The sequence below is a fragment of the Maritimibacter sp. DP1N21-5 genome, from assembly GCF_019218295.1.
Lineage (GTDB): Bacteria > Pseudomonadota > Alphaproteobacteria > Rhodobacterales > Rhodobacteraceae > Maritimibacter.
On record NZ_JAHUZF010000006.1, the window covers coordinates 1,167,916 to 1,180,247 of the forward strand.

Below are 12,332 nucleotides of genomic sequence, written 5' to 3' on the forward strand. Positions count from 1 at the left end.
TATAAGCGATCTTGCATGACTGACGCGATCCTCACCCCGGCCGACGACTCCCGCGCGAAACGCAATGTCGCGATCCTCGTGCTCGCGCAGGCGCTGCTTGGCGCCCAGATGCCGATGATCTTCACGATCGGCGGCCTTGCGGGCCAGTCGCTTGCGCCCAACCCCTGTTTCGCGACGCTCGCGATCTCGGCCATCGTTCTGGTGTCGATGCTCTCGGCCAATCCGATGAGCTGGATCATGCAACGCTTCGGCCGCCGCGTCGGTTTCTGGACCGGCACGCTCGGCGGCACGGTCGGCGCGGGCATCGCCGCCTATGGGCTGGCCCTGGGCAGCTTTACCGTCTTCATCATCGGCTCGGCCTTCACCGGCATGTATATGAGCGCGCAGGGGTTCTACCGCTTCGCCGCCGCCGATACCGCGTCAGACGCGTTCCGGCCCAAGGCGATCTCCTATGTCATGGCGGGCGGTCTCGCCTCTGCCATCATCGGCCCGCAGCTGGTCAAAGTGACGGCGGACGCGACGGTGGTGCCCTTCCTCGGCGCCTATGTGGCGATCATCGCGCTGAACGTGATCGGCTCGCTCCTCTTCCTCGCGCTTGATATCCCGAAGCCGCCGGTGCCGTCGCATGACGCGCCGCGCGGGCGCAGCCTGTGGGAGCTTCTGACGACGCCGACGATTGCGGTCGCGATCATCGTCGCCATGGTCAGCTACGCGCTCATGAACCTCGTCATGACCTCGACTCCCCTCGCGGTGGTCGGCTGCGGGTTCGAGAAATCCACCGCCGCCGACGTCGTCTCGGCCCATGTGCTGGCCATGTATATCCCGAGCTTCTTCACCGGCCACCTGATCGCACGCTTCGGCACGCGACGGATCATGGCGGTCGGGCTCGCCATCCTCGCGGCAGCCGGGGTCGTGGGGATGCAGGGCGTGGAGCTCGAGAACTTCTTCCTTGCGCTCGTCCTGCTGGGCGTGGGCTGGAACTTCGGTTTCATCGGCGCGACCACGATGCTCGCCGGCGCCCACGAAGCCCATGAGCGGGGCCGGATTCAGGGCATGAACGACATGCTCGTCTTTGGCGGGGTCACCGTCGCCTCGCTCGCCTCGGGTGGGCTCATGAACTGCGCGGGCGGCACGCCGCAGGACGGCTGGATGGCGGTGAACCTCGCCATGGTGCCTTTCCTCGCGCTTGCAGGGGCCGCGTTGATCTGGCTGGTGATGCGTCCGTCCGAGGACTGAGCGCCCCTCTGTAGCCCGCCTCGAACCTACCAGGTCCCGCGCAGGGCCTTCCAGGCAAGGCTGCTGCGCCGCGCGAACTCGCTCTCGACCAGGGGACCTTCGGGATCACGCAGGAATCGCGTCAGCGTCCCGCGCGCGCGCCAGGCCGCGCGGGCGGCCGGGGTCGCTGTCGCGAAGTCTACGCCCTTCAGCGCCGCGATATCCGTGAGGGCCGTCTGCGCCATCCGGGACAGACCCTCCGGCGCGACCGGCGACCAGCCATGCGCCTTCATGTCGGGCAAGGCCGTGATGAAGTTCGCAAGCCCCTGCGCCCGCCCCAAGGTCAGCGCGGGGTCCCGGGTGTCAAAGCCCAGACCCGCGCAACTTGCAACCATGAGGCCGCCCGCGCCTTTCTCGAGATAGGTCCAGAGGAGCGACACGTCGGTGAAAGGCTCGCGGGAGATGTCGGCCAGCCGCGCGTCGATCATCCCGCGCAGGGCTCCCAATGGAATGTCACGCCGATGGATCGCCTCGGACAGCGGTTGCACTACCTCATGCGCGCGGGGCGTGGCGCCCGCCTCGATCTCATCCAGGGCGTCGCGCCAGAACTGGAGCCGCATCTGTGCGATGATGGGCTCCTGTGTCATCCAGGGCGCCTTTGCGACCTCGAGGTTGAAGGCATAGAGCGGAAACAGGATCTCGCGGTCGGGCACCGGCGCGGTCATGGCGGCCGCGAAACGGTCGGGATCGCCCGCATGGACGATCTCGGCGCAGGCCTGAACGCTCATTTCAGGTAGTCCCGGATAGCCGCGCGCGTCTCGGGATGGTCGACGATGTCGAGATGCCCGGCCCCCTCCACCACGACATAATCGCCTCGGTCCGTCACCTCCGACAAGATAGGTTCATAGGCGCCGGCCACCATCGCCTCATCCTCGGCCCCCGCCACCAAGAGGAACGGCGGCAGCGCGGCAACGTCCGCCTTCCAGTCCCGCCGCGGCGCGAAGCCTGTGTTCAAGCGCATGGAGTAGGCCGTCGTGGCGTACCCGCCGAGAGGCCCGTCAAGCACCACCTGCGGCATGTTGAACTGGATGACCGTCAGATGGTCGAGGGCGTGAATGCCGACAGTGTTCAGCATGGTGAGTCCGATGATGCGCCGGGTCAGGACATGGGCCCACCCCCCGGAATTGGGCCGCGTTGTCGGGGCGTCATATTGCAGGAACGGCGCAAGCAGCACCGCGCCGTCGATCATCGCGCCGTGCTTCCCGCCCGCGAACCGCGCCACCAGCCCGCCGCCGGAGGAATGACCAAGCAGGAAGCGCCTGCGCCCGTCGGACTCAGCCAGGAGCGCGGCCAGATCGTCCTCGAACTGGCCGACGTAATCCACGTCGCCGCGCCGTGCCGGGTCCTTGCCGTGACCGCGCAGCGTGACCGCCTTGACCTCTGCCAGATCGCCCAAGGACCGGGCGAGTGCCTCGAACTGCCCGCCATACCAGCCCGAGCCATGTACCATGAGGACGAGCGGCGCGTCGGGAGAGGGTGCCGGCACATGGGCGTAGGTCAGCTGCGTCCCGTCCGGCGCGGTCCAAGTCCCCTGCGGCAGTGGCGCAATCTTCGTTTGCCGCAGGATACCGTCGAAAGTCAGACCTCCCTCGCCCGAGAGCGTCCCGGGCCGTTGCGACAGGATCAGCCCCAAGGCGATGGCGAAATACACCGCGACCGAAATCCCCGCGAAGATCAGAACCTTGGCAAACATCCCTGCCCCCTGTCCGCTCAGACCGGCGTCACGCGGTCGCGCACCAGCTTCCAGACCACGGCGTCGAGCAGCGCCGCGAAGCTCGCATCGACGATGTTGGCCGAGACACCGACCGTCGACCAACTGTTCTCAGCCGCGTCCTGAAAGTCGATGATGACCCGCGTCTTGGCTTCGGTGCCGCCCTGCGTGATCCGGACCTTGAAGTCCTTGAGGAAGACGTCGCCCTTGATCGCCTTCTTGTAGGGGCCAAGGTCCGATTGCAGCGCCTGCCAGAGTGCGTTCACTGGCCCGTCGTCCTGCATTTCCTGCGCATGTTCGTTCTTGAAGAAGGCCGTGCGTTCCTTGCCGTCATTGGTGCGCGTCGTGACAACGGCCTCGCTCTCCACCACGATCCGGCCCATCGCGTTGCGGCGGCGTTCGGTGATGACGCGGTAGCGCTCGACGTCGAAATAATGGGGCAAGGTGCCAAGGATGCGCCGCGCGACCAGTTCGAAGGAGGCCTGCGCCGAGTCGAAGGCATAGCCCTCGTCTTCCAGCCGCTTCACCTCGTCGAGGATCTCGGTCATCCGGGCGTCGCCCTTCTCGAGCGTGATCCCAACCTCCTCGAGCCGCGCGCGCAGGTTCGACTGCCCGGCCTGGTTGGACATCGGCACGACGCGAGCATTGCCCACGATCACCGGGTCGATGTGCTCATATGTCGTCGGGTCTTTGAGGATCGCCGAGGCGTGAAGCCCGGCCTTGTGCACGAAGGCCGACGAGCCGACATAGGGCGCGGATTTCGTGGGCACGCGATTGAGGATGTCATCGAGCTGCCGCGACACACGGGTCAAGGTCACCAGCGCCTCCTGCGGCACCCCGGTTTCGAAGGCCGTGCGGTAAGGCTCCTTGAGCAGAAGCGTCGGGATCAGCGTGATCAGGTTCGCGTTGCCGCAGCGTTCGCCAAGGCCATTGAGCGTGCCCTGGATCTGGCGCGCGCCCGCGTCCACCGCCGCCAGCGAATTGGCCACGGCGTTGCCGGTGTCGTTGTGGGTATGGATGCCAAGGTGATCGCCGGGGATGCCCGCCTCGATGACCGCCCGCGTTATCGCCTCGACCTCGCGCGGGAGCGTGCCGCCGTTCGTGTCGCAGAGCACGACCCAGCGCGCGCCGGCGTCATGGGCTGCTTTCACGCAGGACAACGCATAATCCGGGTTCTCCTTGTAGCCGTCGAAGAAATGTTCGGCATCGAAGAGCGCCTCTTTCCCCTCGGCCACGATATGGGCGATGGAGGCCGAGATGTTCTCGAGGTTTTCCTCCAGCGTGATCCCGAGGGCCGTGGAGACGTGGAAATCATGGGTCTTGCCCACAAGGCAGACAGCAGGCGTGTTCGCGTTCATCACCTGCGCCAGCACATCGTCATTGGCTGCCGAGCGCCCGGCCCGCTTGGTCATGCCGAAGGCAGTGAAGGTCGCACGGGTCTCGGGCCGCTGGTGGAAGAACTCGCTGTCCGTCGGATTGGCTCCCGGCCAGCCGCCCTCGATATAGTCGATCCCGAGCGCGTCGAGCGATTTGGCAATGGCCATCTTCTCGGGCGTCGAGAACTGCACGCCCTGCGTCTGCTGCCCGTCGCGCAGCGTGGTGTCGAATAGGTAGAGACGTTCAGGCATGGTAAGCCCCGCGATCCAAAAGAGTTACATCGAAGCATTCCCACCGAAACGCTTGCGTTTCGGTTCGCCCCCGACCCGCCCCCAGGGCGGGGGCGAAATCGCCCCCACCCTCGGATCGGGCGCGAACCTCTGTTCTTCGCTGCACAACCATCAAGAAATACCCGCCAGCTTAGCTGCGTCGAAGCCTTTACCAGGGACCAGTTCGACGCCCTCCTTGGACATCTTCACCTCGACACCGGCATTGGTCAGCACGGTTTTCAGGGCGTCGACCTCCGAAAAATCCTTTGTTTCCACTGCGCGAACCCTGAGCCCGGAAAGCAACTCCGCATAGCGATCCAATGAAGCCTTTTGTTCGCGATACTCCGAGACCCGGTGTGCGAGGGCGTCCCAATTCAGAATCCCAAGGAACACGACATTCCGCGCGAGCCGATTTGCATCGCCAGATCCGTTTAGCTTGCCCAAGACCTCGAGCGCCGCGTGTGTGTTCAAGTCATCTGCGAGAGCGTTGATGAGGGCAGGTTCTGGTTCCAAGGTCTTCGCAGTCTCGAGGTCCCCATACATCCCTATCAACTCGACAAAACCTTCGATCTTTGTCTCAGCACCGACCCGTTTTTCCGCTGTCCAATCCATCGGCTTGCGATAATGCGTCCCGAGGAACACGAAGCGGATCACCTCGCCCGGGACGCCCTGATCCAACAAATCCCGCACCGTGAAGAAGTTGCCCAGCGACTTGGACATCTTCTTGCCCTCGACCTGCAACATCTCGTTGTGCAGCCAATACCGTGCGAACCCAGCCCCCGCGTGGGCGCATTTCGACTGGGCGATCTCGTTCTCGTGGTGGGGGAACATGAGGTCGTTGCCGCCGCCGTGGATGTCGAAGCTCTCCCCGAGCAACTCATAGGCCATCGCCGAGCACTCGATATGCCAGCCGGGCCGACCACGCCCCCAGGGGCTGTCCCAGCCCGGTTGCCCCTCGTCCGACGGCTTCCAGAGCACGAAATCCATCGGATCGCGCTTGTAGGGCGCGACCTCGACCCGTGCGCCTGCGATCATGTCGTCCACCGACCGGCCCGACAACTTGCCGTAGTCGGCATAGCTCTCGACCGCGAAGAGCACGTGACCCTCGGCCTCGTAGGCATGGCCCTGGTCGATCAGGTCGCCGATCATCGTGACCATGTCGCCGATATGGGCGGTCGCCCGTGGCATGAGATCCGGTTCCAGCGCGCCGATGGCGGCCATGTCGTCGAGATACCACTGCGTCGTCTCGGCGGTGATCTGGTCGATGGGTTTCTCGTCCCGCACGGCCCGTTCCATGATCTTGTCGTCGACATCGGTGAAATTGCGGGCATAGGTGACGTGCTCGGCCCCGTAGACATGCCGCAGGAGCCGGTAGAGCACGTCGAAGACCACCACGGGCCGCGCGTTGCCAAGATGCGCTCGGTCGTAAACCGTGGGGCCGCAGACATACATGCGCACGTTTTCCGGATCGAGGGGCACGAAGACCTCTTTCTTCCGCGTGGCGGTATTCGTCAGCTTGATCTCGACCATGTCTCGTCCTCACACGCGTCTCCCGCGGCGGGCTTTAGCAACTTCGGTCTGGTTGTGAAACAGAAGAACGGCCCGCCGACGATGTCAGCAGGTAATGCAGCCAATGATGATTGCGGTTTTCTTCATGCCCCGTCGATAGCAGGCTTCGCGGCCCCTGCCAAGCGTGTTAGCGTTCCTCCATGTCACGCGAGCTGGTCAACGAAATCTGCGCCACCTACCCCGGAGCCGAAGTCTCGGACCCCTGGGGCGGCGGGCATGACGCCTGGAAGGTGGGCGGCAAGATGTTCGCGAGCATCGGCGCGATGGGGCTGGGCGTGGCGGTCAAATGCCCGGACGTGGAAACCGCCGACATGCTGAAGGAAGCCGGCGTGGCCGAGCGTGCGCCCTATTTCCACAAGTCCTGGGTGCATCTGCCGTTCGGGGCGACGACCGAGGACGAGTTCCGGCATCGCATCCGCGTGAGTTACGATACGATCCGCGCGAGCCTTCCGAAGAAACTGCAAGCCTCGCTGGCGACGGTCGATTAAGCCTCGGCCGCGTTGGTCTTGACCGCGAGCACGCCCTTCGCCCAAAGCTGGATCACCTTCCACATGACGACCGGAATGCCCATCGTCGCGAGGACGAGCACCGCCGCACCGACATAGCGGAACAACTCACCCATCCCTGCCGCGCCGAGAAGCAGCATGAGTGCGGCAAAGGCCGCCGCCGGAAAGGTGAAAGCTCCCCAGAGCGGCGAAAACCCGGCCTCGGTCAGCCACCGGACACGCAGGACCAGAAGCAGGACAAGGACCAGCGCGAAAAGGCCGAGACCCAGCGACAGATAGGAATAGCCGAGCAGCATCGCCACCGACCCGAGCACGCTCGCCGGGGCCACATGGATCGCGAGGAGCGGGCGCAGCGGCGCGGGCACGTCGCGCCGGACGAACTGCGCGACGGACGCGCCCCAGATAAAGACCGCCAAGGCCAGCGTGACCCAGAAGACGACCGTGGAAAAGGTCAGCCATCCGAGCGGGACCGCGGCGATGGGCGAGATTATGAAGCCGACGAAGGTCAGGTGCCAGACGGGCGTCACGGTCCGCGCCTCGGCCGGCCCGGTGACCAGCGCCCGGATGACCAGCACCAGCAACAGGGCGTGCACCGTGATCGCCACGACCAGTACCGCACTGGCGAGCGCCTCGGACACCGGGATGAGCCCGCCCGCCATCAGCATCCCCGAGAGCGACATCGCCGCCAGCCCCGCCCGGCCGGGCAGAACCCGCAGATCCTCGGCCACGACCCCGGGACGGCGGAGGACCTTGGCGACATAGGCAAGGAGCACGAAGAGATAGAGCAGCGTCACCGCGCCGAATATCACCTCGCTCATCGCGAAGGGTGCGTTCCAGGCGTCCACGGCGCGGCGCCAGGCCACGCCCAGACCGAAGAGTCCGAAAATCGGCGGGAACAGCGCGGGCGGCGTGCGCCGCCAGATACCGGGTTTCTTGGGCGCAGGCTTCAGGAAAGGCGGTTGCATGGGCATATCTCCTGTCGGGACACACCCATGCGATATCACGAATGTCTACGCCATGCGCCCACTTGTCGCGACGGGCGCCGGGTTATTCAGCGGCCCGGGACAGGGGCGCATCACCGGCCTTGAACGCGGCCAGAAGCTCCTCGCGCCGTTTCGCGGCCTTCGCGGCATTCGCGGCTTTCACCGGACCGAACCCCCTGATGTCGAGCGGCAGACGAGCCAGGGCCTCGGCCGCCGTGTGATTGCCCGTGGCCCAACCGTCACGGAGCGTCGCCATGTCGGCTTCATATTCCGCGATAAGCGCCCGCTCCATGCGCCGGTCCTCGCTGCGTCCGAAGGGATCAAACGCGGTGCCACGCAGCACCTTCAACCGGGGCAGCACGTTGGACATGAGCTTCTGAATCCCCTCGCCGAACTGGCGTTTGGCGGGGCGGCCATCGGGCCCTTCACCGCTCATCACCGGTGGCGCGAGATGAACCGAAAGCTTGAGATCGCCTTCGAAGGCGGCTTCCGCCTTGGCGCGGGTATCGGCCATGAGGCGTGCGACCTCGTATTCGTCCTTGTAGGCCAGAAGCTTGTGGTAACCGAGCGCCACGGCCTCGCGCAGCTCCTGCGGCATCGCGTCGATCATCGCGCGGTAGCGTTTCGCGAGCTTGCCGTTCTGATAGGCCGTCAGATGGCGCTCCCGAAAGGCAATCCGTTCCTTGAGGGTCAGGGGTTTGTCCACGACCTTCGATCCGGCGACGCGATGCGCGGCGTCGGGATCGGCGGCGACCCAGCGCCCGACCTCGAAGGCGCGGATATTGCGCGCGGGCGCCTGCCCATTGAGCTCGATGGCCCGGTGCAGGGCCTCCCGGCTGATCGGCACGAGCCCGTTCTGCCAGGCCGCGCCCAGCACCATCATGTTGGAGAAGATCGAGTCGCCCATCAGCGCCTCGGCCAGTTCGGTCGCGTCGAAGAGCGTAAGCCGTTCCCGGAGCCGCGCTTCGAGGGATAGCGCGAGCCGGTCGCCGGGGATGCGGAACTCGGTGTTGCGCGTGAAGTCGCCCGTGATCGTCTCGTGGCTGTCCACCACTGCGCCCGTGCGGCCTGTCGTGGTCAGGCCCAATGTCGACGGCGTGGCAGACACCACAAGCTCGCCCCCGATGAGCGCATCGCATTCGCCGACGGCCACCCGGATCGCGGAAATATCCGCCGGGTCCTCGGCAATCCGCAAATGCACCAGCACCGCGCCACCCTTCTGGGCCAGACCCGCCATTTCCATCATCCCGGCACCCTTGCCGTCGATATGCGCCGCCTGCGCCATGATCGCGCCAAGCGTCACGACCCCGGTGCCGCCGACACCGGTGATCACGGTGTTGAAGGTGCCTTGAATCGCGGGCAACTGCGGCGCGGGCATGTCGGGCAGGTCGAACTCGGCCGCTACCTTCTTGCGCGGTGTGCCGCCTTCGACCGTTACGAAGCTCGGGCAGAAGCCTTTGAGGCAGGAGAAGTCCTTGTTGCAGGAGGACTGGTCGATGGCACGCTTGCGGCCCAGCTCGGTTTCGACAGGCACGATCGACACGCAGTTCGACTGCACCCCGCAGTCGCCGCAGCCCTCGCAGACGTCGGTGTTGATCAGCACCCGGCGGTCCGGGTCCGGATAGAGGCCCCGCTTGCGGCGGCGGCGTTTCTCGGCGGCACAGGTCTGGACATAGAGAAGCACCGTCGTGCCCTTGATCTCGCGCAGTTCTTCCTCGACCCTCAGGACCTCGTCGCGGGTGCGCCGTTCGACCTCGGCCGGGAAGGCGTCGATATCCAGGTCTTCCTTCGGATCGTAGACGAGGACCAGTTTCCGCACCCCGGAGGCGAGCATCTCCTTTGCGATGCGCAGTGCGTCGAGCCCGCCTTCGTTCGGTTGCCCGCCGGTCATCGCCACGGCGTCGTTGTAAAGGATCTTGAAGGTGATGTTCGTGCCGGCGGCAATCGCCGCGCGCACCGCCTGAATGCCGGAGTGGTTATAGGTGCCGTCGCCCAGGTTCTGGAACACGTGATCGCGGGTCGAAAAGGGTGCCTCTCCGATCCAGTTCACGCCTTCGCCGCCCATGTGGGTGAAACCCACGGTCGAGCGGTCCATCCACTGCACCATGTAGTGACAGCCGATGCCGGCATAGGCCCGGCTGCCTTCCGGCAGTCGGGTCGAGGTATTGTGCGGGCAACCGGAGCAAAAATAGGGCAGCCGTGCCGCGATGGGTTCGGCATTGTCGGCCTTTTTCGCGGCGTCGATCTGGGACAGCCCCGCGCGGATCGCCTCGGTGTCGCGGCCTTCCTCGATGAAGATCTCGCCCAGCCGTTGCGCGATGAAGGTCGGGTCCAGGGCATAGCGGGTCGGGAAGAGCTCGAGCTTACGGCCGTTTTCCCAGGAATCGCCCTTGTGCCAGCCATAGACGCGCCGACCGCGGCGGTCGTCGAAGATGGCTTCCTTGATCTGGACTTCGATCAGCTTGCGCTTCTCTTCGACCACGATGATCAGATCGAGGCCTTCCGCGAATTCGTGGAAGCTCTCCATGTCCAGTGGCCATGTCTGCGCCACCTTGTAGGTCGTGATCCCCAGCCGCTCGGCCTCGCGATCGTCGATGCCCAGAAGCGTCAGCGCGTGGATCAGGTCGAGCCAGTTCTTGCCGGCCGCGACAAGCCCGATCTTAGCCCCCGGCTTTCCCCACATCCGCCGGTCGATCCGGTTCGCGCGCGCATAGGCCTCGGCAGCGAAACGCTTGTAGTCGATCATCCGCGCTTCCTGCGGGATGCGGTCGTCCGCCAGCCGGATATTGAGCCCACCGTCGGGCATGTCGAACTCCGGCGTGATCAGGTTCATGCGGTCGAACCGCCCGTCCACCACGGAGGTCGCCTCGACCGTGTCCTTCATGAGCTTGAGCCCCGCCCAGACACCGGCGAAGCGCGACAGGCCGTAGCCATAAATCCCGAGATCGAGAATTTCCTGCACCCCTGCGGGCGACAGGACCGGCATATAGGCATCGACCATCGCCCAGTCGGACTGATGCAACACGGTCGAGCTTTCGCCGGTATGGTCATCGCCCATGGCCATCAGGACGCCGCCGTGGCGCGACGATCCAGCCATGTTGGCGTGCCGCATCACGTCGCCCGTCCGGTCCACGCCCGGCCCCTTGCCATACCAGAGGCCGAAAACCCCGTCGAACTTGCCCTCACCGCGCAATTCGGCCTGTTGCGACCCCCAGAGCGCCGTGGCCGCCAGATCCTCGTTCAGCCCCGGCTGGAACACCACGTCCGCCGCCGTGAGATCCTTGGCCGCACGCATCATCCACATGTCGACCGAACCGAGCGGCGAGCCACGGTAGCCTGTGACCAGCCCCGCCGTATCGAGCCCGGCCGCCCGATCGCGCGCTTTTTGCATGAGCATCAGGCGCACCAGCGCCTGCGTGCCGTTCAAGAGCACCGGGCTCTTGTCGAGATCGAACCGGTCGTGAAGGGAAACCTCCTGCCGCATATGCTTGCTCCTCCCAGCTGGCATGTCGCGTGCCTTGAGGGTAGGTCAAAAAAACTGACCTGTAAAACGCAAGATCGCCCGATAGGCGGTTGGCTTTTCACGGAAACTTGAGGATAAGAACCTATCTTCAAACCGCTTCACAACCGCTAGTTAGTTACGCGATGGATTGGGACAAGCTCAGAATATTTCACGCCGTGGCGGATGCCGGGTCGCTCACCCATGCGGGTGACACCCTCAACCTGTCCCAGTCGGCGGTGAGCCGCCAGATTCGCGGTCTCGAGGAAAGCCTGAACGCCACCCTGTTCCACCGCCATGCGCGCGGACTGATTCTCACCGAACAGGGCGAACTGCTGTTCGATGCGACCCGGTCCATGGCGCAGCGTCTCGACGCCGCCGAAGCCCGGATCCGCGATTCGAAGGAAGAGGTCTTCGGTGAGCTGCGCGTGACCACGACCACCGGGTTCGGCTCACTCTGGCTCGCACCGCGGCTCAACAAGCTTTACGAGAAGTTCCCCGACCTCCGGATCGACCTGATGCTCGAGGAACGGGTTCTCGACCTTCCGATGCGGGAAGCCGATGTCGCGATCCGACTGAAAGAGCCGTCACAGGCTGACCTGATCCGCAAGCGGCTCATGGGCGTGAACATGCGGCTTTACGCCTCCAAGGACTATCTCGACGCACGCGGTCGACCCGAGAAGATCGAGGACCTGTCGCACCACCGGCTCATCTGCCAGAACGTGAATTCCACGCAAGTCAGCGCCGGTTCGACCTATACGCAGGAACTCCTCACCTACAACATTCCCTCGCTCCTGACCGTGAACAACTACTTCGGGGTGCTTCAGGCCACGTTGAACGGTCTCGGGATCGGGGTGCTGCCGGACTATATCCTTGCCGATTTCCCCGACATCGAACGGGTCCTGCCGCCCTCGGAAAGCCGGGAGATCCCGGTGTTTCTCGCCTATCCCGAAGAATTGCGGCATTCCAAACGCATCGCGGCCTTCCGCGACTTCGTGACGGAAGAGATCTTCGAGCACCGCAAGAACCTTCACGAGTCGGGCGACACCTGACCCTCGCGCCCCGCGTGCCATGCGCAGGGCGCATAGCAGGTTTGTTCACACTCTGCTTGTTTCATGAGCACTGCGGCAATAAATCCCCCTT

At 64.9% G+C, this 12,332-nt stretch carries 9 protein-coding genes; 3 read left to right on the forward strand and 6 right to left on the reverse strand.

Features of this window, described 5'->3' with window-relative positions; translation table 11 throughout:
* Window positions 1-15 precede the first annotated feature (15 nt).
* Entirely contained in the window at window positions 16-1,236 is a 1,221-nt protein-coding gene (locus tag KJP29_RS13400) for an MFS transporter (protein ID WP_218464037.1), read from the forward strand.
* Window positions 1,237-1,262: 26 nt separating this feature from the next.
* Here the strand turns inward: KJP29_RS13400 and KJP29_RS13405 are convergent, their stop codons facing one another.
* From KJP29_RS13405 to cysS, 4 genes are all read right to left on the reverse strand, one after another.
* Window positions 1,263-2,003 carry a squalene/phytoene synthase family protein gene (locus tag KJP29_RS13405; RefSeq protein WP_218464038.1) on the reverse strand — a complete coding sequence of 247 codons (741 nt, stop codon included), beginning with the start codon at window positions 2,001-2,003 and terminating at the stop codon, window positions 1,263-1,265.
* Window positions 2,000-2,968, reverse strand: coding sequence for an alpha/beta fold hydrolase (locus tag KJP29_RS13410; RefSeq protein WP_218464039.1), 969 nt, complete (start codon window positions 2,966-2,968; stop codon window positions 2,000-2,002). The genes KJP29_RS13405 and KJP29_RS13410 overlap by 4 nt, the downstream gene beginning before the upstream one ends.
* A gap of 17 nt (window positions 2,969-2,985) precedes the next feature.
* A complete protein-coding gene (gene cimA / locus KJP29_RS13415) occupies window positions 2,986-4,614 on the reverse strand; it encodes a citramalate synthase (protein WP_218464040.1) in 1,629 nt (542 codons plus the stop codon).
* A gap of 150 nt (window positions 4,615-4,764) precedes the next feature.
* Complete coding sequence (gene cysS / locus KJP29_RS13420) at window positions 4,765-6,162, reverse strand: cysteine--tRNA ligase (RefSeq protein WP_218464041.1); 1,398 nt, start codon at window positions 6,160-6,162, stop codon at window positions 4,765-4,767.
* 179 nt (window positions 6,163-6,341) lie between these two features.
* Between cysS and KJP29_RS13425 the strand changes: the two genes are divergently transcribed.
* Complete coding sequence (locus KJP29_RS13425; RefSeq protein WP_218464042.1) at window positions 6,342-6,689, forward strand: MmcQ/YjbR family DNA-binding protein; 348 nt, start codon at window positions 6,342-6,344, stop codon at window positions 6,687-6,689.
* On the opposite strand, the gene KJP29_RS13430 is transcribed toward KJP29_RS13425, so the two are convergent.
* Together KJP29_RS13430 and KJP29_RS13435 are read right to left on the reverse strand one after the other, a co-directional pair.
* Window positions 6,686-7,672 carry a tellurium resistance protein gene (locus KJP29_RS13430; RefSeq protein WP_218464043.1) on the reverse strand — a complete coding sequence of 329 codons (987 nt, stop codon included), beginning with the start codon at window positions 7,670-7,672 and terminating at the stop codon, window positions 6,686-6,688. The genes KJP29_RS13425 and KJP29_RS13430 overlap by 4 nt on opposite strands.
* A gap of 82 nt (window positions 7,673-7,754) precedes the next feature.
* Entirely contained in the window at window positions 7,755-11,174 is a 3,420-nt protein-coding gene (locus KJP29_RS13435) for an indolepyruvate ferredoxin oxidoreductase family protein (RefSeq protein ID WP_218464044.1), read from the reverse strand.
* Between the two features lie 161 nt (window positions 11,175-11,335).
* Here KJP29_RS13435 and KJP29_RS13440 point away from each other — a divergent pair, with 161 nt between their 5' ends.
* Complete coding sequence (locus KJP29_RS13440) at window positions 11,336-12,241, forward strand: LysR family transcriptional regulator (protein ID WP_218464045.1); 906 nt, start codon at window positions 11,336-11,338, stop codon at window positions 12,239-12,241.
* The last annotated feature ends 91 nt before the right edge of the window (window positions 12,242-12,332 follow it).

What these genes read in the sequence shown, in the direction of transcription:
- KJP29_RS13400 (WP_218464037.1), top strand. Translation starts at nt 16, where the DNA reads ATGACTGACGCGATCCTCACCCCGGCCGACGACTCCCGCGCGAAACGC.
- KJP29_RS13405 (WP_218464038.1), bottom strand. Translation starts at nt 2,003, where the DNA reads ATGAGCGTTCAGGCCTGCGCCGAGATCGTCCATGCGGGCGATCCCGAC.
- KJP29_RS13410 (WP_218464039.1), bottom strand. Translation starts at nt 2,968, where the DNA reads ATGTTTGCCAAGGTTCTGATCTTCGCGGGGATTTCGGTCGCGGTGTAT.
- cimA (WP_218464040.1), bottom strand. Translation starts at nt 4,614, where the DNA reads ATGCCTGAACGTCTCTACCTATTCGACACCACGCTGCGCGACGGGCAG.
- cysS (WP_218464041.1), bottom strand. Translation starts at nt 6,162, where the DNA reads ATGGTCGAGATCAAGCTGACGAATACCGCCACGCGGAAGAAAGAGGTC.
- KJP29_RS13425 (WP_218464042.1), top strand. Translation starts at nt 6,342, where the DNA reads ATGTCACGCGAGCTGGTCAACGAAATCTGCGCCACCTACCCCGGAGCC.
- KJP29_RS13430 (WP_218464043.1), bottom strand. Translation starts at nt 7,672, where the DNA reads ATGCAACCGCCTTTCCTGAAGCCTGCGCCCAAGAAACCCGGTATCTGG.
- KJP29_RS13435 (WP_218464044.1), bottom strand. Translation starts at nt 11,174, where the DNA reads ATGCGGCAGGAGGTTTCCCTTCACGACCGGTTCGATCTCGACAAGAGC.
- KJP29_RS13440 (WP_218464045.1), top strand. Translation starts at nt 11,336, where the DNA reads ATGGATTGGGACAAGCTCAGAATATTTCACGCCGTGGCGGATGCCGGG.